The following is a 24,890-nucleotide window of genomic DNA, read 5'->3' as shown; positions in this document are numbered from 1 at the left end:
CCCGCTCAGGCGGTGCGGAAGATCTTGGCGCCGGAGGGAGCGCTCGTCATGCCGCCATCGACGGTAATCTCGATTCCCGTGACATTGCTGGAATCATCAGAGGCGAGATAAAGCGCAGCCTTCGCGATCTCGTCTGCTTCGCTCATGCGGCCAAGCGCGCTCATATTCCCGAGCTTTTCCTCCAGTGCCGTCATCGCATCTTCCGTCTGCGCGTAGGGCGACCAGATCGGCGTGCGCGTGCCGCCCGGCGTTACCTGATTGACGCGGATGCCGCGCGGTGCGAGCTCGGAGGCGAGGTTGCGGGTCATGGAGCGCACAGCGCCCTTCGTGGCGGCGTAGGCCGACCAGCCCGGCGCACCGAGAACGGCGTGGACGGAGCCGTTGAGAATGACCGAAGCGCCATCGTTCAGATGCGGCAGTGCGGACTGAACCGTGAAGAAGACCGAGGTCAGGTTGGTACTGATAATCTTTTCGAACTGTTCCAGTGAGGTCTGGCCGAGTGGTGTAGCGCCGCCGATGCCGGCATTGGCAAAGACGATATCGAACTTGCCGACATCAGAAGCAGCCTCGGCGAAGATCTTTTCCGCTGCCGCAACGTCGGTGAGATCGATCTTCAGCGCCAGCACATCGCCACCAAGCGCCTTCTTGGCCGCTGCGAGCGTTTCCGGGTTGCGGCCGGTGATGATGACCTTCGCGCCTTCGGCGACGAAGACCTTGGCGGTGGCAAGCCCGATACCGCTGTTGCCGCCGGTAATCAGCGCGATCTTGTTCTTGAGACGCATGGGAATGGCTCCTATTGGAAAATACCTCGATCTGGATTATGATCGATATCTACAAGGATTATGATTGTAATCCACTTGAGTCAAGTCCGTATGCCGGGAGATTTTCAATGGGCCATTCGCAACTCGAAAAGCAGAAGACGCACGACAGGATCGTCGAGATTGCTTCCAGGCGCCTGCGGGAGAGGGGGCTCGAGGGTATCGGCGTCGCCGATCTGATGAAGGAGGCCGGGCTGACGGTCGGTGGCTTCTATAAGCATTTTGCGTCACGCGATGACATGGTGGCCGAAGCCATGAAGCTGGCTTTCGGGTCCTGGGAAGCGAAAGTGCGTTCGCAGGGCAGAGCGCCGGCAGATATTCCGATGGCGGAATATTCCGCCAATTACCTCAGCGAGGTCCATCGCGATGACGTAAGCGGCGGGTGCCCTTTTGCCGCGTTGACCGCCGACCTTGCCCGCAGCGACGAGAAATGCCGCTCGCTTGCGACCGAACAGTTGAAGACGAATCTCGGATACATGACAGGCCGTATGAATGCGGTCGACGAGGCTGACGCACGCCGCAAAGCAATCATCGTTTCGTGCCTGATGACGGGTGCGGTCGGCCTTGCACGCATTGCCGACGACGAAAAACTCTCTGAAGAAATCCTGGAAACGGTCCGGTCCTTCGTCGATGGTTTCTCGGCAAAATGAAAGGGCCGGCTTGCGCCGGCCCCCTCAAGTGGAACTTTTGAATTTGCAGGTTAGGCAGCGAGAGCGAGTTCCTCGACGCGCGACTTGGCGGCGCCGATGGCCTTTTCCGCAGCTTCCGGGCCGAAAGCGAGGCCTTCGACATAGATGGTTTCAATGTCGGTAATGCCGAGGAAGCCAAGAACCGACTTCAGATACGGGACAGCATGGTTCATGCCGGCAGCCGGACCCTGGGAATAGACGCCGCCGGAAGCGAGGACGACATAGACCTTCTTGCCGGTGGCGAGGCCGACCGGGCCGCTTTCGGTATACTTGAAGGTGAGGCCGGCGCGGGCCACATTATCGATCCAGGTCTTCAGCGAAGAATAGATGTTGAAATTGATGAGGCCGGTACCGATGACGATGCTGTCGGCTGCGAGCAACTCGTTGACGAGCTCGTCGGAAGTCTTGACTGCAGCAGCTTCCTGGGCGGTACGGGCTTCCGGCGGCTTGCGGATGGCCGCGGTGAAGAGATCGTCAATGTGCGGCAGCGGATTTGCAGCAAGGTCGCGGCGGACGACGACGCTACCGGGGTTCTGAGCCTTGAGCTTATCGGCGAGTTCAACGGCGATCGACGTGGAAAGGGACTCTGAACGCGGGCTGGACGTCAGAAGAAGAATGGAAGACATGGTTGAATTTCCTCTCGAATTGCGGTTCAGCGGCCGGTTGGGAGCGGTGGGCCGCTGTGTTCGAGACAAGAAATAAGGCTGGCCCAGTATCGAAAAAACTGGGATAATGTCGATCAAAATTATCGATGGATTGGATGGAATATGCTTCCCAACCCGACACTGGATCAATTGCAGGTTTTCCTGACGGTCGCCGAAACCGGCAGCTTTTCAGCCGCCTCGCGTGTGCTGAACCGCGCGCAGTCGGTCATCAGCTATACGATCGCCAATCTGGAAGCCCAGCTTGAAGTGCCGCTCTTCGAGCGCTCCGGCGCCCGCCAGCCGAAGCTGACGGATGCCGGCAAGGCAATGCTTGAAGACGCCCGCCGCCTGATGGCTGACCTCGAAGTCATGCGCGCCCGCGTGAAAAGCATGAAGCAGGGGCTGGAGGCGGAGCTTTCTCTGGCGATCAGCGTGATGGTGCCAGCCAATGCCGTCATGATGGAGCTGCGTGAATTCCGCGAGAAATTCCCCAGCGTTGCGCTCAACCTCAATGTCGGCGAGCTCGGCATGGTCATGGACATGGTATTGAGCGACAAAGCCGACATCGGCATTGGCGGCGCGCTCGTGAGGCAGGAAGATTCGCTGATAGCTGAAAAGATCGGCTATTCCTTCATGGTTCCTGTAGTCGCGCCCGATCATCCGCTGGCGCGTATCGAACGGCCCCTGACGCTGGCCGATGTACGTGAAGAGATCCAGCTCGTGGTCTCCGACGCTTCCGGGCTTACCAAGGGGCGGGATTTCAATGTTCTGTCTTACAGGACATGGCGCGTCAGCGACATTGCGACCAAACATCAACTCATCAAGGGTGGTCTTGGCTGGGGTGGCTTGCCGGTGTCTCTCGTCGGTGACGACATTATGAAGGGCAATCTGGTCGCCATCAAGCTGGAGGCCTACGAGCAGGGCGAATACCCGATCTACGCCATGCGCAAGGCCGCCAACCCGCCGGGTCCTGCCGGCCAGTGGCTGATCGAAGCCTTCCGCCGGCGACTCTCCATGTGCCCGAGCCATGGCGAACTCATCAACATGCTGGGCATCGACGGACTGCACGCCATTCGCGAGGCTGCGGAATAGCCGCACAGTTGACGGGTTTCCGGCCTTTGCTATAACGGCGTCACGGTCTGCAGTTCACCGAGGCGTCGCCGTCCCGCAAGGGAAGCTAAACCTGCTTTAGAAAGATCATCAGCACTTGTCCTGTGCCGAAGTCGAAAGCCGGCGACCACCGACACCTTTTTCAGGGAACGGCGCGTTGAGGATAAGACGTGACCAGATCTATCTTTCCAATGGAAATCGCCGATCTCTCGGCTTTTGCCAAATCTCTCCGTAAGCAGATCGAAGCGCTCGCTGACAGGCCGAGCCATGTCGAGATGCTCAATCTGCTGACTCGCGCGGCGGGTTATCGCAACTACCAGCATTTCCGCAGCGTGGCGCACTCCGCCGAAGTGCTGAAGGACTGGAGCCTGAAGCTGGATCCCCAGCCTTTGCCGGACGAAGACCGTGTGCTGAAGGCATCGCGCCATTTCGATGGCAATGGTCGACTGATCCGCTGGCCGGGCAGGAGGGGGCTGCAGGAGCTTTGCTTATGGTTCCTGTGGTCGAAACTACCGTCGAATACGGAACTGACGGAGCGCGAAATCAGCGACTTGCTGAGCCGCCTGCATCTTTTCGGCGATGCGGCACTGCTGCGCCGCGAGCTTTTCGATTTCGGGCTTGTCCACCGCACCCGCGATGGCAGGCAATATCTCCGGATCGAAAAGAAGCCGCCGGCCGAACTCGGCTTGCTTCTTCGTCGCATCGAAGCTGAGGCCGAAACTGCTTGAGCGAAAGGGCGCGGTTGAAGAAACCGCGCCCCTGCGGCTTTAGAGAACCAGCCTGAACTTCGCGAAGCCCTCGGCGCCTTCGCCGGCATCCTCGATCTTCACGCTCTTGACGTCGGCGAGATACTGTTTGGCTTTCGGGCCGCTTTCGAACACGACGGTCGTGCCGGGCAGGGGCTTGAAGGTCCAGTTGCCGTCGGCGGACGGGTTGATCGTGCCCTGATCATGGACATAGCGGACGATGACGTCGCGGTTGGTGTCCGGCGCTTGGAAGATCACCTTGTCGGAGGCGATTTCCGGGAAGCTGCCGCCGCCACCGGCACGATAATTGTTGGAAACGACGACGAACTTCTGGGCCGGATCGATCGGCTTGCCCTCGAAGGCAAGGTTCTGGATACGGTTGGAGTCCGGATTGACGGCCTTGCCCGACGAATCATATTTCGGCGGTTGCGACAGATCGATCTGATAGGTCACGCCATCGATCACGTCGAAATTGTAGGACGGGAAGTCGTTGTTCAGCAGAAGCGCATCTTTGGAGCCGGGCTCGATGTGGTTGAATATGCCGGCCGACATTTCAAGCCAGTTCTTCACCTGCGCACCGGTGATTGCGACAGCCTGAACAGTGTTCGGATAGAGGTAGAGGTCGGCAACATTCTTGATGGCGATATCGCCGGCCGGAACATCCGTATAGTAGTCGGCGCCGCCACGGCCCCCGGCCTTGAAAGGCGCTGCGGCGGAGAGAACCGGCAAATCCTTGAACTGCGTATCGGCCAGCATCTGCTTGATGTACCAGGTCTGAGCCTGCGAAACGATCTGCACTGAGGGATCGTCGGCAACGAGCGCAAAGTAGGAATAGAGCGGCGCGGAGGTCTTGCCGACAGGCGTGCGGACATAGGCAAGCGTTGCCTCGTGCTCTGCCTTGGCGGCCTCGACCACTTCTTTCTTATCGGTGACGTCGGCAACGACTTTCTTCTTGTCGTCGCGATGGTAGATGGGCCGTGCTTCGGAGGTGAAGGCGACGATTTTCCAGCTGTTGCCATCCTTCTCCAACAGCAGGTCGATCAGGCCGAGATGCGAACCCCAAAAGCCGGCCATGACGGCGGGCTTGCCATGTAGCGTACCCTTGACCGGATCGGCATCGGTTATGCCATCCCAGGTTTTCGGGCCAGGGAAGACCAGATGCTGGTGGCCGGTGAAGATCGCGTCGATACCCTCGACGGCAGCAAGATGCAGCGAGGCGTTTTCCATCTTCTCGGATGGGCCTGAGCCATCGATGCCGGAATGGGACAGGGCGATGATGATATCGGCGCCGGCTTCCTTCATGGCGGGCACCCAGGCTTTGGCGGCCTGAACGATATCGCGCGTCTGCGCCTTGCCTTCGAGATTCTTGATGTCCCACAGCATGATCTGCGGCGGTACGAAGCCGATGAAGCCGATCTTGACCGGGCTTTCATTGCCGGCGCCGTCCTTGATCTGCTTTTCGACGATGATATAGGGCTTGAAGAACAGATCGTCCTGCTTCGGATCGGAGGCGAGTTGGCCCTTGGTCAGGTTGGCGCAGACGAACGGGAAGTTCGCACCGTTCAGCACCTTGAACATGAAGTCCAGGCCATAGTTGAATTCGTGGTTCCCGAGCGTGCCGACCGTATAGCCGAGCGTGTTCATCGCCTTGACGACCGGATGCACGTCGCCATCCTTCATACCGTGCTGGTAGGCCATGTAATCGCCCATCGGATTGCCCTGCAGCACGTCGCCATTGTCGATCAGCAGCGAGTTGACGGCTTCCGCGCGGATCGTGTCGATGATCGTTGCCGTGCGCGACAGGCCCATCGTGTCGTTCGGCTTGTCGGCATAATAGTCATAAGGGAGGACGTTGACGTGGATGTCGGTCGTTTCCATGAGCCGCAGATGCGCCTGGTTTGCGGCAGCGCGGGCGCTGAACGGGTGCAGCAGCACCAGAGCGGAAGTGGCGGCAAGACCGCCAAGCAGGGAACGACGGCTCATTGCAGGCACATCGAGAATGGAAGGCATGGAAACACTCCTTTTGACATCATGCATCACCCGGTTCGATGAACTTAGGATGATTGGCAAAGGAGTACATCGCGAAAATGACAGAATGGCAAAAACGATGCCGCCAAAGCGGCACCGTTCTGGAAAGCTTTACCGAACGCGTGGCACTTCGCGATGGAAGAAGCGGAAATAGGAGGCAATGAGCGCGCGGGCATTGGAATTCACGTCGAACTGGATGCCGACACGACCATTATGTGTCCAGCGGATGACGCCTTCGAGCAGGCCGAGATTTTCGGCTTCGATGCGGACCTTGCTGCCCGAGGCCGCATAAAGCGGCGCCTTGACTTCGAGTGCTGCACCCGTAGCTGAAATATCAAGGATGCGGGCATCTACCTGGTTGTTCAGATAACGGATCTTGCCAAAAACGCGGCAGCTCCTGCGGTCGGCCTTGCGGGTCGTGATCTTGAGATTGCGTATCATGCTTATCCCCGTGACGAATTCGGGAGGAGCATAGGCAGCGAAGATTGAAATGCCTTTAGGCGCTTATTTAAAATTGCTGCGAAAGTCTCAATTCGGCACGACCGCTCGCCGCGCCACGACATGTTCGCGCCACACCGTGAAGATGCCGGCCGCGACCACGATGATCGAACCGACGATCATGTTCAGCGTCAGCTCCTCCCCGTAGATGAGCACGCCAAGGATAGAAGCGTAGACAAGCTGGATATAGGTAACCGGCTGGACGGCGGCCGCGTCGAGACTGTCATAGGCGCGGATCAGGAAATAGTGGCTCGATGTTCCGGTCAGGCAGACGGCCAGCATCCACATCCAGTCCCAGCCCTGAACCGGCGTCCAGTAAAAAGGGCCTGCGAGCGTCATCACGAGAGCCCCGACGACACCGGTATAGAAGAAGCTCGTCATCGCCAAATCCTGCCGGCTCACGTAACGAGTGGCGATCACGTAAAGCGCGAAGTTGACGCAGGAGACGACGGCAAGAAGCAGGTTCACGTCGAAGAACCCGCCCTCCGGCTTGAGGATCAGCAACACGCCGCAAAGTCCGACGCCGATTGCCGTCCAGCGGCGCCAGCCAACTCGTTCGCCAAGTAGGGGAATGGCAAGCAGTGCGACGATGATGGGGGTAGCGGCAAAGATCGCCTGCGAATGCGCAAGGCCAATCAGCGCAAAACAGGTGATTGCCAGCACCACCTGCACAGCAAGCAGAATGCCGCGCGACACCTGCAGAAAGGGGTGCTTGGTGCGAGCGGTGGCGGCGATGCCACCGCGCATTTTCGCGGCCAGAATCAAGGTGAACAGGCCGAAGGCCCAATAGCGCACCATCGTCACGAAGATAGGCGAATAGGCTGAACCAAGATGCTTCGAGATCGCATCCTGCGCTGAAAAGATCGTCAGTGCCAGGAGCAGGAAGATATAGCCGTGAGTCTTGGATTTCATGTCTTGCCGTTGAAGCGGAGACGCCCGCAACATCAAGCTAGGGCAGGATTCGAGGGCTTTGCAAGGGCTCAAAGGCCGACATTCGGCCTGTCGATGATTTCGCGTAGCGCAAAGCTCGAATTGATCTTCACCACATGCGGCAGCGCCGAAAGCCAGTCTCGGTGGATGCGCTCATAATCTTCCAGATCACGGGCGGCGACCCGCAGGATATAGTCGTACTCGCCGGACATCAGGTAGCAGACGAGCACGTTCGGACAGCGTTTCACTGCCGCCTCGAATTCCGACAGCGTCTTGGCGAACTGGCCGGACAGCGAGATGTGTACGATGGCGATCATCTTGTAATCGAGCGCCTTGTGCGAAAGCCGCGCATGATAGCCGCCGATGACACCGCTCTTTTCGAGAATATCGAGCCGCCGCGAACAGGCGGAAGGCGATAGTCCCACCTTGTCGGCGAGCTCCGCATTGGTGATACGGGCATTGATCTGTAGCGCCCTTAGAATCGCAAGATCGATACTATCGAGATCAGACATTCGAAGAACCTTCGAAAAATGGATAGTTAACGCAATAATCTTCGAAACTTTGCTGAAACGCAAATCCTCTTTGCAAGGACATTTCGTGGCCGTGGTGGTTGGATTTAGGAGCAAGAAAACGCTCCGCGGAACGCGGACATAAAATGAGAGGAACGCGAATGCGTGTCGGCTGCCCGAAGGAAATCAAGAACCATGAATATCGCGTCGGTCTGACGCCGGCTTCGGTAAGAGAATATGTCGCCCACGGCCATGAGGTCTGGGTGGAGACGAAGGCGGGTGCCGGCATTGGTGCCGATGATGCCGCCTATATGGCTGCTGGCGCGAAGATCGCCGCCTCCGCCAAAGATATCTTTGAAAAGTGCGACATGATCGTCAAGGTTAAGGAGCCCCAGCCGTCGGAATGGGCGCAGCTCCGCGACGGTCAGCTCCTTTACACCTATCTGCATCTTGCGCCCGATCCGGAACAGACCAAGGGTCTGCTCGCCTCCGGCGTTACGGCAATCGCCTATGAGACCGTGACGGACGATCGCGGCGGCCTGCCGCTCCTGGCGCCGATGTCCGAAGTCGCCGGTCGTCTTTCGATCCAGGCCGGTGCCACTGCACTGCAGAAGGCCAATGGCGGCCTCGGCATCCTGCTCGGTGGTGTGCCCGGTGTTCTCCCGGCCAAGGTTGCCATCATCGGCGGCGGCGTCGTCGGCCTGCATGCAGCCAAGATGGCAGCCGGTCTCGGCGCTGATGTCAGCATTCTCGACAAGTCGCTGCCGCGCTTGCGCCAACTCGACGATATCTTCAATGGCCGTATCCATACGCGCTATTCAAGCATTCAGGCCCTGGAAGAAGAAGTTTTCTCCGCTGATCTTGTCATCGGTGCCGTGCTGATCCCTGGCGCTGCCGCGCCGAAGCTCGTGACCCGCGAAATGCTGACAGGCATGAAGAAGGGCTCCGTCATCGTCGACGTCGCGATCGACCAGGGCGGCTGCTTCGAAACCTCGCATGCAACGACCCATTCCGAGCCGACCTATGTCGTCGACGGCGTCGTGCATTATTGCGTCGCCAACATGCCAGGCGCCGTTCCCGTCACGTCTGCCCACGCGCTGAACAATGCGACACTCGTCCACGGCCTCGCACTCGCCGATCGCGGCCTGCGCGCCGTTGCCGAGGACAAGCATCTGCGCAACGGCTTGAACGTCCACAAGGGCCGCATCACCAACAAGCCGGTCGCTGACGCGCTTGGTTATGAAGCTGTCGCGCCGGAAAGCGCGCTGAACGTAGCGTAAACCAGCTGACTCTAGGTCAGATGAAGGCGCCGGTTTCCGCAAGGGCCGGCGCTTTTACTTTGTCGATCCGGCACTGATAGCAATTGTTGCGCGCGGAGCGCACATGCACATAGGCGATGCCGGGCCGCGCAAGCAGTTCGGTCGCATAAGCAGGGATCTTCTCGATCGGCGTGACCGCACCGGTGCCATAGACGATCCTGTCATTCTCGCCATAGCCGCGCACAATGAAGTCAGTGCTTGTCGTCAGGACAGGAGGCAGAACTTCGTCGGCGGAATAGCGCTTGCAAGGCTGCTTGTGCAGGAAGATCGGGCCGGTCTCGGCATAGGGCTGCAGTTCCGGAAAGGGCCGGTAGGCAAAGACGAAGAGTTCTTCGCCAGCGCCGATATTTCGCAGGCAGTGGCGGCAGGGATGGCCTGGACCATCGGATATCATCGTCTCAGGCAAACGATCATAGGCATCGCGGCCGCCGCTCCAGAGCGCTTCTGCATCTGATGTCGGCATCGCGGAAAACTGAATGCTGGTCACGGCAAATCTCCTTGTGAGCTTTGCCATAGTTTCCGCGCTGACGATCAACCAAGCCACCCGATTCTTGCTTCGAACAGCACGTCGCGTGCAGACGCGATCAGCTTTTCCTGGCGATTTCCAGCAGTTCCTTGTCGCTCAACGGCCTGACGATCCCGGTGCCGGTGGAGACGGGAGAGAAACCGAACATCTGATAGAGCTGTAATGCCCGTGGATGGTCGAGATTGTTGGTGGTCGTCGTGACCTTTGTCGGGTTCAGTGTCCAGATCGCGTAGAGCGCCTGGAGCAGGAACCATTTGCCGATGCCGAGGCCGAGCGCATGTTCGAAGAGCCCGAAATGGGAGAGCTCGATCGTATCCTCGTCCTCGCAGAGATATTCAAAGAAGCCGGCCGGCGCACCGTTGACGTAGAGTACGCTGATATTGTTGCGCTTGTCATGCAGCGCTGCCGTAAGCTCCTCGTCACTCATCCTCAATCGGTCGACCCACTGCCAGCGCGCGCCAACCTGCCGGTAGAGGTAGCGATAGAAGGCCAAGGGAATACCTGGGGCGCGCATGATTGCCGTCTGTATGTTGACGGGCACAGGCAGGCTTGCCTTCGGCGGCGCGACCATTTCAAGCCGCGTAATATGGGCCTTGAGCGAGGCGGGCGTCTTTCCCATGGCGGTCAGGCTTTGACCGGTTCAGGCGGGCCGGTGACGACGGGCGTGTCCTCGCGGCTGCCCCATTCGCTCCAGGAGCCGTCGTAGAGCTTGTTATCGGTATGGCCGAGCGATTCCAGCGCCAGTGTGATGATCGCGGCGGTAATGCCCGATCCGCAGGAGGTGACGACCGGCTTGGAAAGGTCGATGCCGGCATCCTCGATCGTCTGCTTCAGTTCCGGCAGCGATTTGAAGCGGCCCTGATTGGCAAAGACGCCTGATGGCAGGCTGCGTGCGCCGGGCATATGGCCGGAACGCATGCCTGCGCGCGGTTCCGGCTCGACGGCTGCGAAGCGTCCGGCGCTGCGGGCATCGGCGATCTGCAGAGCGCCACTCGCTACGATATCGCGCATCTGCTCGAGATGAACGACGCGGCTGGCATCATAGTTCGTCTTGAAACTCGCCGGGGCATAGTGCGGCACCTCGGTTTCGAGCGGTCGTCCTTCGGCTTTCCAGCCGTCCAATCCGCCATCAAGCACGAAGACGTTCTTTGCGCCCATCACCCGGAACAGCCACCAGACACGTGGCGAGGCAAACATGCCGATGCCGTCATAGACGACGATCCGGTCGTTCTCGCTGATGCCGAGCTTGCCGGCTTCAGCAGCGAAATAATCGGGCGAGGGGATCGTATGCGGCAGGTTCGTCGAATGGTCGGCGATCTTGTCCTGATCGAAACGGATGGCACCCGGAATATGGCCGGCGGCATATTCCGCATTTGCATCGCGCTTTTGCGCCGGAAGGTAGAAGGATGCGTCGAGCACGCGCAGATCGGGCTTGCCGAGTTCAGCCTGCAGCCAGTCGGCCGAGACGACGAAATGGCTCTTGGTGTCGCTCATGATGATCTCCCCAAATATCAGGCCCAAATAGCAGGCATCGTCTATCAGGCTTCGTCGCCGGGCGTGCCGAAGCGAATGCGGAAGCGCCGGTTCTCTTTGCCCTTCTTCTCGATCTTGGCAATATGAATCTGACCGACTTCCTGTGTTTCCGAAACATGCGTGCCGCCGCAGGGCTGGCTGTCGATCGCAGAACTCTCCCCGATGCAGACGAGGCTGACGCGACCAAGGCCAACAGGAGGACGCACATTCTTCGATTTGACGATGCCGGGATTGGCGGCGAGCTCCTCATCCGTAATCCACTGAAGATAGACCGGATGGTTCTGATTGACGAGGTCCATCAGCTTGGCCGTCACCTCATCCTTGTCGATCGTATCGGTCATGTCGAAGTCGACGCGGCTTTCGTCCTCACCGACCGCTGCCCCGGTGATCGGATAGGAGCAGACGACCGACAGAAGATGGCAGGCAGTGTGCATGCGCATCAGTCGGTAGCGGCGCGGCCAGTCGATGTGCAGCACCAGCTTCTCGCCGTTCTCAGGGCGCGGCTGGCCTTCCAGCGGCATATGGATGATGATGTCCTTGGTCGCGCCGTGTTTTGCCTGGCCAAGTTCTATCTTGGAACCATCAACCCGTTCGAAGAAGCCGGTGTCGCCCGGCTGCCCGCCCGATGTCGCGTAAAAGCAGGTCTGGTCCAGCTCGATGCCCCCGTCCTCGTGAACGGCCGTGACGACCGCTTCGCATGTGGAAAGATAGAAGTCGTCACGGTAGAGGGCATTGACTGGCATGGGGGCTCACGCTGCGGGTTCGTAGGGTATTTTGATATCCGTCGAGCCGACCATCCATTCGGGAATGGGAAGGCCCTTGGATGAAAGGAAATCCGGATTGAAGAGCTTGGACTGATAGCGGTTGCCATAGTCGCAGAGGATTGTCACGACCGTGTGGCCGGGGCCGAGATCCCTGGCGAGGCGAACCGCACCGGCAATATTGATCGCCGTGGAACCGCCAAGGCAAAGCCCTTCATGCTCGACGAGATCGAAGAGGTAGGGAAGCGCCTCGGCATCGGTGACATGATAAGAGAAATCAGGCGTGAAACCTTCGAGGTTGGCAGTGATGCGCCCCTGGCCGATGCCTTCGGTGATCGACGAGCCCTCGGACTTCAACGTGCCGTTCGCGTAGAATTCGTAGAGCGCAGCACCCTCGGGATCGGCAATGCCGATCTTGATATCCTTGTTGAAGGCCTTCAGACCTGCCGCCACGCCGGCAAGCGTGCCGCCCGAACCGACCGAGCAGATGAAGCCGTCGACCTTGCCGTCCGTATCTTTCCAGATCTCGGGTGCGGTGGTTTCGACATGCGCTTGGCGATTGGCGACGTTGTCGAACTGGTTCGCCCAGATAGCGCCGTTCGGCTCGCTCTTGGCAAGCTGTTCGGCAAGGCGGCCCGAAACCTTCACGTAGTTGTTGGGGTTCTTGTAGGGAACGGCCGGAACTTCGACGAGCTCGGCGCCGAGCAGGCGCAGCGCATCCTTCTTTTCCTGGCTCTGGGTTTCCGGAATGACGATCACGGTACGATAGCCGAGCGCCTTGGCGACGACCGTCAGGCCGATCCCGGTATTTCCAGCCGTACCTTCAACGATGACGCCGCCGGGCTTGAGCAGGCCCTTTCTCTCGGCGTCACGGATGATGTAGAGCGCCGCTCGGTCCTTCACCGACTGGCCGGGATTGAGAAACTCGGCCTTGCCGAGAATGGTGCAGCCGGTCGCCTCGGAAACACCCTTGAGCTTGATGAGGGGCGTATTGCCGATAGCCTCGATTACGGATGGGTGGAAGGTCATGGAATCTGCCTCGTTTACGCATAGTTTAGGAACGGTCTTTTCCCTTCACAAGGCGGCATTGGCAAGAAATCCTATTCCATGCCTTCTATGCCCGCGATAAAATTAGTCTTCTATTTCCAGCCTTTCGCTCAGCCTGGGCAAGCAGTGATCCGAAGATTGACTTTCGGCGTATGGATGACGACAAAGCAAGCACGGGCGCAGGAACAAGGCGTGACCGAATCTGACATGGTTCACGAGCATATCGACACGATCGATGCATTGATGGCGCATTATGTTGCTGGCTCCCTTCCGGAGCCGGCTCGCGCACTCGTGGAATCTCATCTCGAAATGAAGCCGGACAATCGCGGCCTGGTGGTTGACCTCGAATGGCTGGCTGGAGAAGCTCTGGAGAGCACGCCATCAAGCCCGATCAGCGACCGCGATGCGAAGCTTGCGGCAATCTTCGGCTCGAAGGCCCCTGTTTCCTCTCCGAAGCTCCTGTCACGTCCGCCGGGTGCTCTTTTCCCGCGCGCCTTGCGCAATCTCATCGGTTTCGAAGCCGATGATGTGCCGTGGCGCAAGCGCCTTCCGGGCTTCAAGGAATATGCGACCGATATCGACGGCTGCGAGGTCAGCCTGATGTGGATACGGCCGGGTCGCGCACTGCCTGCCCACACGCATGCGGGCATGGAACTGATCCTCATCCTCGATGGCGCTTTCCGCGACGAGCGCGGCCGTTTCGGGCCGGGGGATATCTCGGTTGCGGATGCCACCGTCGACCATCGCCCCGTCGCCGAGAAGGACCGGCCCTGCGTCGCCTTTGCCGTTTCGGATGGCCCGATCAAGCTCACCGGCTCCTTCCGGCAGATCATCGGCGACCTCATCGGCTGAAAGCAGCCACAATGCTGTGATAGAGCCATGGTCCCGGGAGAGATGAGGAGCTTCCGGGCCTGTGTTCGTGTTCAAATCGGCAGACCGGAGGAAGTGTCATGCGTAATTTCATCGCCCGTCCAGAACATGGTATCGTCTGGATTTCCGGTGCAAGTTCCGGAATAGGCCGAGCGCTGGCGCTGAAGCTCGCAGGCGAGGGATACGGGGTCGCCGTCACCGCCCGCAATCACGAAAAACTGGTGGAATTGCAGCTCGAGGCAGCCGGACTGTCCGGCAGCATCATTGTGCTCGATGGCGATGTGACCGATGCCGAAGACATGGAACATGTCATGGCCTCGATTGAATATGAGCACGGTGCGCTCGCCATGGCGATCCTGTGTGCCGGCGTCTATCAGCCCGTCCACGGCGAGGATCTGAACCGAGCCGATTTCGAGAAGACTTTTGCCGTCAACCTGTCAGGTGTGGTCAATTGCCTGCTGCCGGCGATCCGCCACATGAAGGCGAAGGGGCAGGGCCAGATCGCCATCGTTTCCTCAGTGACGGGCTACACGGGATTGCCGACCAGCGCCGCTTACGGCGCGACCAAGGCTGCCCTGATCAATATGGCCGAAAGCCTGAAATTCGATCTCGATAAGATCGGCATCCGCATCCAGCTCATCAATCCGGGCTTCGTCGATACGCCGGCAACGCGTAAGAATGCCTTTCCCATGCCGGCACTGGTTTCGCCCGAGACGGCGGCAGCGCGCATTGCGGCAGGCCTCAAATCGCAGGCTTTCGAGATCACCTTCCCGAAGCGCTTCACCTATGTGCTGAAGTTCCTGCGGATCTTGCCTTACGGTCTCTATTTCGCACTGGTGAACCGCTTCACCGGTTGGGGCGAGCGGCCCGCCAACTCCAGTCACCGGCCGGTGACGCCGCATCCGGCTGAGTGATCAAGACCGCGAAAAGACCACCTGCCGCACATCGATGTTGCGGGCGCGAAAGCCTGCCTCGCAGTAGAAGAGGTAGAATTCCCAGAGCCGCTTGAACCGGTCGTCGAAACCCATCGGCCTGAGCTTATGCCAGACGGACCAGAAGCGCTCGCGCCATTCCGCCAGCGTACGGGCGTAGTCAAGGCCGAAACCGAAGTCTCTGACCAGTGACAAGTCCATCTTCCTGCCGAGTTCGGCAAGGTGGTGGCGCGTCGGTAGCATGCCGCCGGGGAAGACATATTTCTGGATGAAATCCGGATTGCTGCGATATTGCTCGAAGGCCTCGGGACGGATGGTGATGATCTGTAGGCCTGCCTTACCACCCGGCTTCAGACACTGCTTCAGCTTGGAAAAATAGGCCGGCCAGTATTTCTCGCCGACAGCCTCGAACATCTCGATCGAGACGATGCGGTCATAGACCCCGGTCTCGTCTCGATAGTCCTGGAAGCGAAAGTCGACCCTGTCGCTAAGCCCCGCGTTGCTGATGCGCGTTTGCGCGAAGGCAAGCTGCTCGCGGCTGATGGTCAGCCCCGTCACCCGGCAATTCAACTCGCCTGCCGCAAATTCGGCAAAGCCACCCCAGCCGCAGCCGATTTCCAGCACATGATCGCCGGACTTGATGCCGGTCGCCTCCGCCAGCGCCCGATATTTGGCGTTCTGTGCCGATTGCAGGTCGTTGGCGCCGGTCGAATAGAGCGCCGAGGAATAGGTCATGCTCGGGTCGAGCCATTGCTTGTAGAAGTCGTTGCCGAGGTCGTAATGGGCCGAGATATTGCGCTTGGAGCCCGTCTTGGTGTTGGCGTTCATCCAGTGGCGGATACGCTCGACGAAGCGGCCGACGCCGCGCTTGCCATGCGCGTAGCTGTGCGCCGCTTCGCCATTGACGAGAAAAAGCTCGAGGAAGGCAGTGATGTCTGGGCTGTCCCAATCGCCGTCCATATAGGTCTCGGCGACACCGATCGTGCCGCTGGTCAGCGCGCGATCGGCAAGGTTCCAGTTTCGAAGCGTCAACGCGGCGTCAGGTCCGGCAGCATTGCCCTTGATAAACACCTTGCGCCCGTCGGGCAGCGTGACCGCAAGGGAGCCGTGCTGCATGCGCATCAGGCCGCGCAGTGCAAGCTTCGCTTTGAAGGGCAGGCCTTTGACGATGCGTGAAATATTTTCTGCCGTCAGCGTCACCGCGTCCCGGGCAGATTGATTCAAATCCTGTAAATTGCTCACCGTCCATCCTCCCGTATTTTTAGGCCGGTCAGGACAATGCTTGCGCCTCTCCTCCGGCGATTGCCGCAAACGCTAAATTCATTCCGCAGCTTCTGCAAGCCGGCTTGCCGGCTTCACGCTGACAGGCGGCGGAGGTGGTGGCCGGCGAACGTAGATGGCGCCTTTGAGCCAGAGTTTCAGAGCCTCCCAGTGAATTCCGGTCATGATCTTGATGGTCAGGAAGGGAATAGTTGTGAGAAGATAACCGAGCGTCCGGCCAGTCAGCGGCTTTTTCCGGCCGGCGAAGGTTGCGGCAAGAAGCGGCCCTTCCGCATCGGTTTCCAGGATGCGCCAGCGGATTTCCTGGCCGGGTGGCAGCATGCGGAAATGATAGCGCATGCCGATGCCAATGAAGGGAGAGACATAGAAGAGCTTGTCGCAGGTCTGGCGAAGACCACTTTCGAAGATTTCATTATCCTCGACGGGGCAGACATAACTATGCTGCTCGCCGAATGTGTTGCGCACTTCGTAGATCAGCGCAATCAAGGCATCCCTGTCGTCATAAGCATAATAGACCGAAAGGGGATTGAAGACGTAGCCGAGGATCCGCGGATAACAGACGAGCAGGATCTTGGCCGGCCGTTCGACACACGCATCCGCAAGCAGGCGGTCGGCATGGGAGCGCAGCTTTCCATTTGCTGCATGGTCCTCTTCATGGAACGAGACGAGATTGCTTCGGTTGACCGAAAACAGCGCCGACTGGCTGTCAGCTTCCTCCAACCGGTCGAGATCGATGGAGAGCGAAAAGACCCGATATTGGAAGCGATGGCCGAACGGTTTAATGCGCTGATGCATGACATCGCCCACATAAAGTACCGCCGCTGCGTCCGGCGGAGGACCGTTTCGCGTCACGCTGACGCCATACCTCGATGCGTGGAGGCTTTTGCGGGATGCCATCATGCTACCGCTTTCAGTGTGGTTCCAGAGGAGGGCCGGGCGGTCCGCCAGGGTGTGATCCCGCCCAGTGCCTCTGCCGCCGCAAGACCGGAAACGAGTCCATCCTCGTGGAATCCGTATCCGGTCCAGGCGCCCGCGAAATAGCAATTACTTCTTCCCTGGATGGCAGCGAGCGCGCGCTGCGCGGCCATCCCTTCCGCGGAAAACTGCGGATGCTCATAGGTGAATTCGGCAAAGACCTTGCGGCTCTCCGGTTCGCGGTCCGGGTTGAGCGTGACGAACAGCGGAAAATTCGAGTCTATGCCCTGCAGCCTGTTCATCCAGTAGGTCACGGCCACACCGGCCGCCCTGCCGTCGGCATGGCTCGAACGCAGATAGTTCCAGGAGGCCCATACCTTGCGCCGCGTCGGCATCAGGCAGGTGTCACGGTGCAGGATAACGCGGTTGGGCTGATAGGGGATAGCAGCGAGCAAGCGCTTTTCCTGATCCGTCGCATCGATCAGCAGCCGCGCCGTCTGATTACTGTGGCAGGCGAAGATCACCTTGTCGAAGAAGGCCTCGCCGCCGGTCTCGTCGATCAGGGTAACGCCCTTGTCGCTGCGGATCACGCCACGCACGCCGCAGCCGAGCTTCAATTTGTCGCCGAGCGGTGACAGAAGCCTTTTCAGGTAGTTGCGGCTGCCGCCGGTGACGGTGCGCCACTGATGCTGACGGCGATAGATAAGTCGGTGATTGTCGAAGAAATTGACGAAATGTTCGGCGGGAAATTGCAGCATCCGCGCTGATGGCGTCGACCAGATCGCCGCCGCCATCGGCACCAGATAGTTGTTGGTGAAACCCGGCGAGAAGCCACGCCAGTCGAGATAATCGCCGATCGAACGTGAGGCCAGGTGTCCGGCCGCCCGGTCTTCCAGGCAGGTCCGGTTGAAGCGCAGGATCTCGCGGATCATCCAGAGAAAGGAGGGGCTCAGCAGATTGCGCTTCTGCGCGAATATAGACGACAGCCCGCCGCCGCTCCACTCCAGCCTGCCATGATCCAGCGACAGTGAAAAGCTCATGTCGCTGGCATGCGTGGCAACGCCGAGCTCTGCAAAGAGCGCGGTCAGATTGGGATAATTGTGCTCGTTGTAGACGATGAAGCCGGTATCGACCGGAATGCTCAGCCCGTCATAGCCGACATCGACCGTTGCCGTATGGCCGCCCGGCCGGGCATCTTTCTCGTAGAGTGTCACGTCATGGACAGGATTGAGCGCCCAGGCGGCCGAAGCACCCGATATGCCCGACCCTACGATGACGACCTTGAGGCGGCGTGGCAGCGAAGGAACATGCGCGTTCATGCTGCATCCTTTATGGTGCTATAGACCTTCAGCGCTCGTCTGCGCGCCGTGGCGTGATCGACAATGGGTCTGGGGTAGGTTTTCCCAAGCGTGACGCCGGCGTTTTCGAGCACGCTCGCTGGTGCCTCGAACGGCCGGTGGATATGTTTGTCCTCGAGCTTTCCGAGCTCCGGCACGAACTGCCTGATGTAGCTGCCGTCGGCATCGAATTTTTCGCCCTGGAGCATCGGATTGAAGATGCGGAAGAAGGGGGAGGCGTCGGCGCCTGAACCTGCCACCCACTGCCAGCTGGCCGCGTTATTGGCGGGGTCTGCGTCGACAAGCGTGTCGCGGAACCAGGCTTCGCCGCGGCGCCAGTCGACCAGCAGGTGCTTGATGAGAAACGAGGCGACGATCATCCGCACGCGGTTATGCATCCAGCCATGGCGCCAGAGTTGGCGCATGCCGGCGTCGACGATGGGATAGCCCGTCTGGCCGTTGCACCAGGCATGAAATCCGTCTTCATCTTCGCGCCAACCGAAGCCGTCGAAATCGTCGTTCCAGTTATCCCTGGCAAGCTCCGGAAAATGGAAGAGCAGATGGTAGGAGAATTCTCGCCATGCCAGTTCCTTGCGGAAGCGTACGATATCGTCGGATGGAATGCGCCGCGAAAGTCCCTTCGTGGCGTCCCAGATGCGGGCAGGCGAGATTTCGCCGAGCGCCAAGTGCGGAGAGAGAAGGGAGGTTGCGGTCTTTCCGGGAAAATCCCGGTCGGCTGAATAGCCTGGAAGTCCGTCCTCGACGAAACCGCTGAGCTTTTCCTGGGCTGCCGCTTCACCCGGCGTCCACATGTCGGGGAAGGACTTTGCCCAGTTCGGCTTAAGCGGCAGGAGCTTCCAGGAGGTCAACACTTCGGAGGCCGGAAACTGTTTTGGGAAGCGGAAGCGCTCGGGCGCATCGACCGGTGCCTCCGGCTCGCCGCCTTCTTCGAGCGCCCGCCAGAATGGCGTATAGACGCGGTATGACGTGCCGCTTGCCGTTTTGAGCTTGGTCGGCTCATGCAGAAGCTGTCCGCCGAAGCTGCGTGCCTCGATCGCCTGTTTTTCGAATTCATGCTTCAGGCGGGTGTCGATCGCGATGCCCGGCGGATCATAACGGCGGTTCCAGAAAACGGCTTCCGCACCGCTCCGCTTGATGATGTCGGCAAGCACATTGCGGGCATGACCGCTTGCTAGAATGAGCTTGCCGCCATGTCTTTTGAGGGCTGCGTCAAGCGCATGCAGTGAATGATGCAACCACCATGCCTGGGCAGCGCCAAGAGGCCCCGTGCCGTCTTCCTGGGGTTCGCGGATATAAAGCGGAATGACCGGCCGCCCCGATGCGCATGCCGCATGCAGAGCCCTGTTGTCGTCAAGACGCAAGTCCTTGCGGAACCAGACGATTACCGGTCTTGCAACAGTCTCCCGTGCCAATGGCTGCTCCCTGCCTTGCCTCTCTGTCTGTTACGGAAGTACGAGGCAATCGGATCAACAGTTTCATCAGGCGCGCATGAAAAAGGCCGGTGGGAGCCGGCCTCTCTCAATGAACGGGTCTTTGCCCGATCAGTTGTCGTATTCGCGGCAGGCATCGCTGACCGAAGCGCCGCTCTCGCCACCGCGCGTATCGACGCCGGTATTCTGCTGCGGCATGCCCGGGCAATCGATGGCCTGACCACCGATGCTCAGCGTCGTGGTCGGGTCTACCGTGGCCCCGGGCATCGGATGAATGCCATTGCTGTCATTGGTGTAGTCGGACGAATAATTGCCAGAACTCGGGTCCGTCGAACCGCCATTGGTCGGGCCGATGGTGTCGGGATTAGACTGAGCGAATGCCGACGAAGCCATGCCGATGGCAAGCAGCGAGGCGGCGATAAGAGATTTATGCATGGGAGCTGTCCTCCTTAGATTTTCGTCTTTGGCGACCCTTTCCTAACCCGTGAGAAAACTCCTGGTTCCAAAATTAGGTTACAAAATTTAAACGGGGCGGTTGAGACAATTGCGCATGGTTACGCATAAACCTTAACCGCGAAAGCCGCTTTGCCTGAGCTCTCCTTTGCCTTACCTGCGCAGTGAAACCCTTGTTACGGCATGAGGCCACCATGTTCATTTCACCGCGCGAAGCCGGAGATCTCTGCCTTCAGATGATGCTTGCACTCACTTTGACGGTGAGCGGCATGGCGCTGGCGTCGACCGTTGTGAAAGCAACGGAGCAACGGGTTTCGGTCATCGACGTCAACCGTCCTTCGCTCTGGTCTGCTGGCCCCGTCCGCGTCGGGAATGCCGAGCCCATTCTGCTTTCCGACGGGCGCGATATGACTGCAGGCGAGGGGATGCCTTGCCACAACACGATCGGCCTCAGAATATCCTGCGACTTGTTGACCTTTGCTGTGAGCGACAGCTTCTCATCCCGCGATGGATTTTCCAGCTTTCTCACGGGTTTTGGAGCTTCATTTCTTTAGTCCATAAAATTTATGGATAATTCTGGCTGAGATGCGTCGCGGCAGTTTGCTGCGCATGCGCCAGGAGATAGCAATGACAAAAATCCTGATCGTGCCGGGTCTGTTCGGTTCCGACGAGGGGCATTGGCAGCACTATTGGCTTGATGATGTACCGCAGAGCCGAATGGTCGAGCAGGACGACTGGAACCACTCTCGTCTGGACCACTGGATGGAGCGGCTGGAACAGGCACTGCTGGAGGCGGGGGAAGCCTATATCGTTGCCCATAGCCTCGGCTGCATCCTGACGGCGAGGCTCGCCGACCGGCCAGCGGCTCGCCGGGTAAAGGGAGCGCTTCTGGTCGCCCCGTGCGACTTGCCGGCCACGGAAAGGCTGCATCCCGGCTCGCTCGCCTTCGGCCCCATGCCGACAAACCCGCTTCCCTTTCCGAGCCTCACCGTCGGCAGCCTCGACGACAAATACATGTCGCTCGACCGTTTGAGCTTCTACACTCGCCTCTGGAAAACCGAGGTCCGCAACATAGGCCTCGCAGGTCATATCAACATTGCCAGCGGTTTCGGCCGCTGGACCGGCGGCTACGCGCTGTTCGATGCAGTAAAAGGCAAGGCGAAGGCGAAGAGACCGCAGATATCCACGCTTGCCGCGACCGCCGCATCGGCCTGATATTTTATCGGGACATGCGCAAGAAACGGGTTGAACTTACGCCTTTGCAGTACGATTCTGATGCCCGACGGAATGTGAGGGCTTCACCATGGCTCAGAAAGTGCATCAATATCTGATCTTCGAAACCGCCGGCGGCTTTTGCGGCATTGCCTGGAGCGATGCCGGCGTGACGCGATTCCAGCTGCCGACGAAGAGCGCCGAGTCGACAGAACGCTTGTTGCTGCGCCGTTTGCCGGCTGCCGAACCGGGCAGGCCGACGCCGCAGATTCTGGACGCCGTTGCTGCGGTAAAGCGCTACTTCGAAGGTGAGGAAGTCGACTTCTCCACTGTCGCCGTTGACCTTGACGGCCAGGACGCATTCTTCCGCGATATCTATGCCGCCGCGCGCCGCGTCAGTTGGGGTCGCACGACCACCTACGGCACGCTGGCCAAGGAGCTTGGAGCAGGGCCGGAAGCCGCACGCGACGTCGGCCAGGCCATGGCGAAAAACCCCGTCGCGCTTATCATTCCCTGTCATCGCGTGCTGGCCGCAGGCGGCAAGATCGGCGGCTTTTCGGCGCCCGGTGGTTCGAATGCCAAGCTGCATATGCTAGAACTCGAGGGCGTGCATGTCGGCCCGCCGCCGCCCGCCCAGCAGTCTCTCGATTTTTGAGGACGAAGCCGCAAGCAAGTGCTTGGAATATCCTGAAAATCCTCGCTATAAAACTCTGTCTATAGCGAGGTTTTTCATGAACAAGATTTTCAACCCGCCATCCGTCCGCCGGCCCTTCGGAAATTACAATCACGGCCTTCTCGTGCCGCCGGGCGCGTCCTTGCTGGTCACGTCAGGTCAACTTGGAATCGGTCTCGATGAAAAGGTCCCCGAGGATGTGACGGCGCAGGCCGAGCTCTGCTTCGAGGCGATCAAGGCGATCCTCGCCGAGGCCGAGATGAGCTTTGCCGATGTCATCCGCGTTTCCGGCTTCGTAACGAAGCGGGAGGATTTCCCGGCCTATATGGCGGTGCGCGACCGCTTCACGCTCGACCCGAAACCTGTTTCGACGCTCATCATCGTCAGCGGCTTTACCCGGCCCGAATTTTTGGTCGAGGTGGAAGTAACGGCCGCCAAGGTCTTCTAAGGTTTGACCGCAGGCTCCGTGGCGATCACGACCGCGCAGTTCAACGGCGTGGCAGCACGCATGCAAGCCGATTCCTAAAGCGTATCGCAATCCTTCTGATTTGCTTGCCGCGCTTCAGGCACTTGTTTTCGCATGTGGTTGTCGCAAACCGCACCACATTTTTGCGCGACTTTAGAAGCGCTCCATCGCGCTCTTCACCTTGGCGAGAAACGCTGCTCGCGTCTCCGGGGTGCAATTGTTCATGTCGTAATGGGCGAGAAAGGTGACCGGCTTGAGTGGGTTGATCTGCGCCCGCAAAACACGCTTCACGATCTTCTTGGGCGGATTGCCGGCAACGAAGGCGCGAAAAGGTGTCGCGCCATAGGTCAGCACTGCACCGAGCTTCTTGATATGCCGCAGTCGGGATTGAACCTTGCCGTCCACGAGCGCGAAGGAAACACCGGGGAGCCAGACCCGGTCGAAGTAGCCCTTGAGGATGGCCGGAAAACCGAAGTTCCACACCGGTGTGCAAATGACCAGCGCCTCGGCCTGCTTCAGCCTCTCGACATAGGGTTTCACCAGCGAGGTATTGCCGGGATAGTCGTGATAGACGAGCCGGTCATGTTTCGACAGGACGGGGTCGAAATTTTCCGCATAGAGATCGCACGCATCCACCTCGTGCCCGGCCTTGGCGAGGCTCTCCAGGGTCTGTCTGAAGAGCGCTTTGCCGTAGCTTTCCTCGACCGGGTGCGAATGGAGGACGAGAACCCTCATGAAGCCTCCATAACGGCGGCAAGGCCCGGGAAGAGATAGTTCTTGCCGGCATTGAAATCGAAGTTGGGATTTTCCCAGGCGATCATCTTGCCGGGATTGAGCAGCCCCTTCGGATCGGTCTCATGCTTGAAGGCGAGCTGCACCTTGTCTGTGCGCTTCATGCCGCCTTCTTCCAGCGTATAGCGGTGCGGGTTGAAGATTGGGCAGCCGTGGTCCTGATGGATCTTGATGATTTCTTCCAGCCGTTCCTCGGTCGTGTAGCGTACCAGCGGCAAGCCCGAGCACTGGATCTGTCCATCGAACTTGATGAATTCGAGATGACCCGGCACCTCATCGCCGAAAATCTCCACCATCTTCTTCACCTTGGCGACATGATCCGGCCCCGGATACTGCACTTGCAGATAGGTGAAGGACGGATCGACCTTGAGGGCACGCAGCGTCGTGTGGTTCCAGGCAAGTTCATAGGCATGCGGGATGCCGCGCATGCTCTCGACCTTGTCGGAACGGAACATGATTTCACCCTTCTGCGCTGCCGTAAAGGCCAGGAAGGCATCCATGGAATGCGGTGCGATCATCAGCACGACGATCGACTGGCCCTGACGGATATAGGGCTTGTGGCGGGTGAAATATTCATGTGGGATGGGTGCTGCGATCGGCGCTATTTCCTTGACGAGAATGCCGTTGCACTTCGCCAGCGCATCGGAGAAGCGCACTGCATCCATGAGGTCGTCATAGCCGACGAGAACGTCCACCCAGTCATAGGCAGGTGCCAGCGGCATTTCGATTTCGGTGATGATGCCGTTGGTGCCATAGGCATGGCTGACCTTCTGCAGGTCCCAGCCGGTGAGATCGAGCACCCGCGGCTCCGCCTCCATGGTCACGACACGCAAGCGCAGGATATTGCCGAGATCGCGCAACCCGCCCCATGTAATCGAGCCGACGCCGCCAGAGCCGCCGGCAATGAAACCGCCGACCGTCGCCGTTTGCGCCGTCGAAGGGTGAAAGCGCAACTCCTGCCCGGAATGTGCCTTGGTCTGCTTGTCGAGCTGGGCGATCACGATGCCGGGTTCGCAGATGACGCGGCCGGGATGAATTTCCTTGATCTTGTCCATGGCGGCAAGGTTGAGCACGATACCGCCTGACAGTGGCATGGCCTGACCGTAATTGCCCGTACCGGCGCCACGCGGGGTGACAGGAACACCATGGGCGAAGGCAACCTTCAGCGTCTGGATGACTTCGGCCTCGTTCTTCGGCGTGACGACGATATCCGCCGTCACATTGTCGAGCTGCGCCTTCAGGATCGGCGAATACCAGTAGAAATCCCGGCTCTTCTGGCGAACGAGCGCCGGATTGTCTTCGACCGCGATACCTTCGAGTTCTTGTCTGATCTTCTGATAATCGGCCATC

27 protein-coding genes and 1 pseudogene are annotated in these 24,890 nt (G+C 59.4%); 10 read left to right on the top strand and 18 right to left on the bottom strand.

Going from position 1 to position 24,890, the window contains the following annotated elements:
* Window positions 1–5 precede the first annotated feature (5 nt).
* Complete coding sequence (locus tag ACR9ZQ_RS17765; protein ID WP_310383070.1) at window positions 6–782, bottom strand: SDR family oxidoreductase; 777 nt, start codon at window positions 780–782, stop codon at window positions 6–8.
* A gap of 107 nt (window positions 783–889) precedes the next feature.
* Here ACR9ZQ_RS17765 and ACR9ZQ_RS17760 point away from each other — a divergent pair, with 107 nt between their 5' ends.
* Window positions 890–1,468, top strand: coding sequence for a TetR/AcrR family transcriptional regulator (locus ACR9ZQ_RS17760; protein ID WP_310383071.1), 579 nt, complete (start codon window positions 890–892; stop codon window positions 1,466–1,468).
* A gap of 50 nt (window positions 1,469–1,518) precedes the next feature.
* Here ACR9ZQ_RS17760 and ACR9ZQ_RS17755 read toward each other — a convergent pair whose 3' ends face one another.
* Window positions 1,519–2,133, bottom strand: coding sequence for an FMN-dependent NADH-azoreductase (locus tag ACR9ZQ_RS17755; protein ID WP_113325199.1), 615 nt, complete (start codon window positions 2,131–2,133; stop codon window positions 1,519–1,521).
* Between the two features lie 141 nt (window positions 2,134–2,274).
* On the opposite strand from ACR9ZQ_RS17755, the gene ACR9ZQ_RS17750 reads away from it, so the two are divergent.
* Window positions 2,275–3,243, top strand: coding sequence for a LysR family transcriptional regulator (locus ACR9ZQ_RS17750; protein WP_310383073.1), 969 nt, complete (start codon window positions 2,275–2,277; stop codon window positions 3,241–3,243).
* Window positions 3,244–3,431: 188 nt separating this feature from the next.
* Window positions 3,432–3,989: a DUF2087 domain-containing protein gene (locus ACR9ZQ_RS17745; protein ID WP_310383074.1), complete on the top strand. Its 558-nt coding sequence runs from the start codon at window positions 3,432–3,434 to the stop codon at window positions 3,987–3,989.
* Window positions 3,990–4,028: 39 nt separating this feature from the next.
* Here ACR9ZQ_RS17745 and ACR9ZQ_RS17740 read toward each other — a convergent pair whose 3' ends face one another.
* From ACR9ZQ_RS17740 to ACR9ZQ_RS17725, 4 genes and pseudogenes are all read right to left on the bottom strand, one after another.
* Window positions 4,029–6,017, bottom strand: a complete 1,989-nt coding sequence (locus ACR9ZQ_RS17740) for a bifunctional 2',3'-cyclic-nucleotide 2'-phosphodiesterase/3'-nucleotidase (RefSeq protein WP_310383075.1) — start codon at window positions 6,015–6,017, stop codon at window positions 4,029–4,031.
* A 144-nt stretch (window positions 6,018–6,161) separates the two neighbouring features.
* Window positions 6,162–6,476: pseudogene (locus ACR9ZQ_RS17735) on the bottom strand (PilZ domain-containing protein); the annotation flags it as partial.
* Between the two features lie 87 nt (window positions 6,477–6,563).
* Window positions 6,564–7,445, bottom strand: coding sequence for a DMT family transporter (locus tag ACR9ZQ_RS17730; protein ID WP_481428446.1), 882 nt, complete (start codon window positions 7,443–7,445; stop codon window positions 6,564–6,566).
* 68 nt (window positions 7,446–7,513) lie between these two features.
* The gene (locus ACR9ZQ_RS17725; RefSeq protein ID WP_007813006.1) at window positions 7,514–7,975 is read right to left on the bottom strand and encodes an Lrp/AsnC family transcriptional regulator; all 462 of its coding nucleotides are present in this window, start codon (window positions 7,973–7,975) and stop codon (window positions 7,514–7,516) included.
* Between the two features lie 158 nt (window positions 7,976–8,133).
* Between ACR9ZQ_RS17725 and ald the strand changes: the two genes are divergently transcribed.
* Window positions 8,134–9,252: an alanine dehydrogenase gene (gene ald, locus ACR9ZQ_RS17720; RefSeq protein ID WP_310383078.1), complete on the top strand. Its 1,119-nt coding sequence runs from the start codon at window positions 8,134–8,136 to the stop codon at window positions 9,250–9,252.
* A 16-nt stretch (window positions 9,253–9,268) separates the two neighbouring features.
* Here ald and ACR9ZQ_RS17715 read toward each other — a convergent pair whose 3' ends face one another.
* The 5 genes from ACR9ZQ_RS17715 to ACR9ZQ_RS17695 form a co-directional block, all read right to left on the bottom strand.
* Window positions 9,269–9,778: a DUF1203 domain-containing protein gene (locus ACR9ZQ_RS17715; protein WP_310383079.1), complete on the bottom strand. Its 510-nt coding sequence runs from the start codon at window positions 9,776–9,778 to the stop codon at window positions 9,269–9,271.
* 97 nt (window positions 9,779–9,875) lie between these two features.
* Complete coding sequence (locus ACR9ZQ_RS17710) at window positions 9,876–10,436, bottom strand: GNAT family N-acetyltransferase (RefSeq protein ID WP_007815685.1); 561 nt, start codon at window positions 10,434–10,436, stop codon at window positions 9,876–9,878.
* 5 nt (window positions 10,437–10,441) lie between these two features.
* The gene (gene sseA, locus ACR9ZQ_RS17705; RefSeq protein WP_481428445.1) at window positions 10,442–11,311 is read right to left on the bottom strand and encodes a 3-mercaptopyruvate sulfurtransferase; all 870 of its coding nucleotides are present in this window, start codon (window positions 11,309–11,311) and stop codon (window positions 10,442–10,444) included.
* 44 nt (window positions 11,312–11,355) lie between these two features.
* A complete protein-coding gene (locus tag ACR9ZQ_RS17700; protein ID WP_310383081.1) occupies window positions 11,356–12,093 on the bottom strand; it encodes an alanyl-tRNA editing protein in 738 nt (245 codons plus the stop codon).
* A 6-nt stretch (window positions 12,094–12,099) separates the two neighbouring features.
* On the bottom strand, window positions 12,100–13,140 hold the full coding sequence (locus ACR9ZQ_RS17695; protein WP_481428444.1) for a cysteine synthase A: 1,041 nt from the start codon (window positions 13,138–13,140) through the stop codon (window positions 12,100–12,102).
* A 210-nt stretch (window positions 13,141–13,350) separates the two neighbouring features.
* Here ACR9ZQ_RS17695 and ACR9ZQ_RS17690 point away from each other — a divergent pair, with 210 nt between their 5' ends.
* Together ACR9ZQ_RS17690 and ACR9ZQ_RS17685 are read left to right on the top strand one after the other, a co-directional pair.
* Window positions 13,351–14,010 (top strand): ChrR family anti-sigma-E factor, encoded by a 660-nt coding sequence (locus ACR9ZQ_RS17690; protein ID WP_481428443.1) that lies wholly within the window; start codon window positions 13,351–13,353, stop codon window positions 14,008–14,010.
* Between the two features lie 98 nt (window positions 14,011–14,108).
* A complete protein-coding gene (locus tag ACR9ZQ_RS17685) occupies window positions 14,109–14,942 on the top strand; it encodes an SDR family NAD(P)-dependent oxidoreductase (protein ID WP_481428442.1) in 834 nt (277 codons plus the stop codon).
* Here the strand turns inward: ACR9ZQ_RS17685 and ACR9ZQ_RS17680 are convergent, their stop codons facing one another.
* The 5 genes from ACR9ZQ_RS17680 to ACR9ZQ_RS17660 all read right to left on the bottom strand — a co-directional run bounded on the left by ACR9ZQ_RS17680 (window position 14,943) and on the right by ACR9ZQ_RS17660 (window position 20,379).
* Window positions 14,943–16,202, bottom strand: coding sequence for a class I SAM-dependent methyltransferase (locus ACR9ZQ_RS17680; protein WP_481428441.1), 1,260 nt, complete (start codon window positions 16,200–16,202; stop codon window positions 14,943–14,945).
* Between the two features lie 78 nt (window positions 16,203–16,280).
* Complete coding sequence (locus tag ACR9ZQ_RS17675; RefSeq protein ID WP_481428440.1) at window positions 16,281–17,141, bottom strand: DUF1365 domain-containing protein; 861 nt, start codon at window positions 17,139–17,141, stop codon at window positions 16,281–16,283.
* On the bottom strand, window positions 17,138–18,475 hold the full coding sequence (locus ACR9ZQ_RS17670) for an NAD(P)/FAD-dependent oxidoreductase (RefSeq protein ID WP_481428439.1): 1,338 nt from the start codon (window positions 18,473–18,475) through the stop codon (window positions 17,138–17,140). Before ACR9ZQ_RS17670 ends, ACR9ZQ_RS17675 begins: the two co-directional genes overlap by 4 nt.
* Window positions 18,472–19,926 (bottom strand): cryptochrome/photolyase family protein, encoded by a 1,455-nt coding sequence (locus tag ACR9ZQ_RS17665; RefSeq protein WP_481428438.1) that lies wholly within the window; start codon window positions 19,924–19,926, stop codon window positions 18,472–18,474. Before ACR9ZQ_RS17665 ends, ACR9ZQ_RS17670 begins: the two co-directional genes overlap by 4 nt.
* 129 nt (window positions 19,927–20,055) lie before the next feature.
* Window positions 20,056–20,379, bottom strand: coding sequence for a hypothetical protein (locus ACR9ZQ_RS17660; RefSeq protein ID WP_481428437.1), 324 nt, complete (start codon window positions 20,377–20,379; stop codon window positions 20,056–20,058).
* 212 nt (window positions 20,380–20,591) lie between these two features.
* On the opposite strand from ACR9ZQ_RS17660, the gene ACR9ZQ_RS17655 reads away from it, so the two are divergent.
* The 4 genes from ACR9ZQ_RS17655 to ACR9ZQ_RS17640 all read left to right on the top strand — a co-directional run bounded on the left by ACR9ZQ_RS17655 (window position 20,592) and on the right by ACR9ZQ_RS17640 (window position 22,730).
* Complete coding sequence (locus tag ACR9ZQ_RS17655) at window positions 20,592–20,951, top strand: hypothetical protein (protein WP_481428436.1); 360 nt, start codon at window positions 20,592–20,594, stop codon at window positions 20,949–20,951.
* Between the two features lie 73 nt (window positions 20,952–21,024).
* Window positions 21,025–21,612, top strand: a complete 588-nt coding sequence (locus tag ACR9ZQ_RS17650; protein WP_477922617.1) for an RBBP9/YdeN family alpha/beta hydrolase — start codon at window positions 21,025–21,027, stop codon at window positions 21,610–21,612.
* 88 nt (window positions 21,613–21,700) lie between these two features.
* Entirely contained in the window at window positions 21,701–22,264 is a 564-nt protein-coding gene (locus ACR9ZQ_RS17645; RefSeq protein WP_113325215.1) for a methylated-DNA--[protein]-cysteine S-methyltransferase, read from the top strand.
* A gap of 76 nt (window positions 22,265–22,340) precedes the next feature.
* Window positions 22,341–22,730 (top strand): RidA family protein, encoded by a 390-nt coding sequence (locus ACR9ZQ_RS17640; RefSeq protein ID WP_310383092.1) that lies wholly within the window; start codon window positions 22,341–22,343, stop codon window positions 22,728–22,730.
* Window positions 22,731–22,901: 171 nt separating this feature from the next.
* On the opposite strand, the gene ACR9ZQ_RS17635 is transcribed toward ACR9ZQ_RS17640, so the two are convergent.
* Window positions 22,902–23,483 (bottom strand): NAD(P)H-dependent oxidoreductase, encoded by a 582-nt coding sequence (locus ACR9ZQ_RS17635; RefSeq protein ID WP_310383093.1) that lies wholly within the window; start codon window positions 23,481–23,483, stop codon window positions 22,902–22,904.
* Window positions 23,480–24,889, bottom strand: coding sequence for an FAD-binding oxidoreductase (locus ACR9ZQ_RS17630; protein ID WP_481428435.1), 1,410 nt, complete (start codon window positions 24,887–24,889; stop codon window positions 23,480–23,482). Before ACR9ZQ_RS17630 ends, ACR9ZQ_RS17635 begins: the two co-directional genes overlap by 4 nt.
* Window position 24,890: the final 1 nt, after the last annotated feature.

The organism is Rhizobium sp. KNZ14-9A (genome assembly GCF_056755015.1).
The sequence above is the reverse complement of the archived record's forward strand: the minus strand, read 5'-3'. Positions and strand labels throughout refer to the sequence as shown.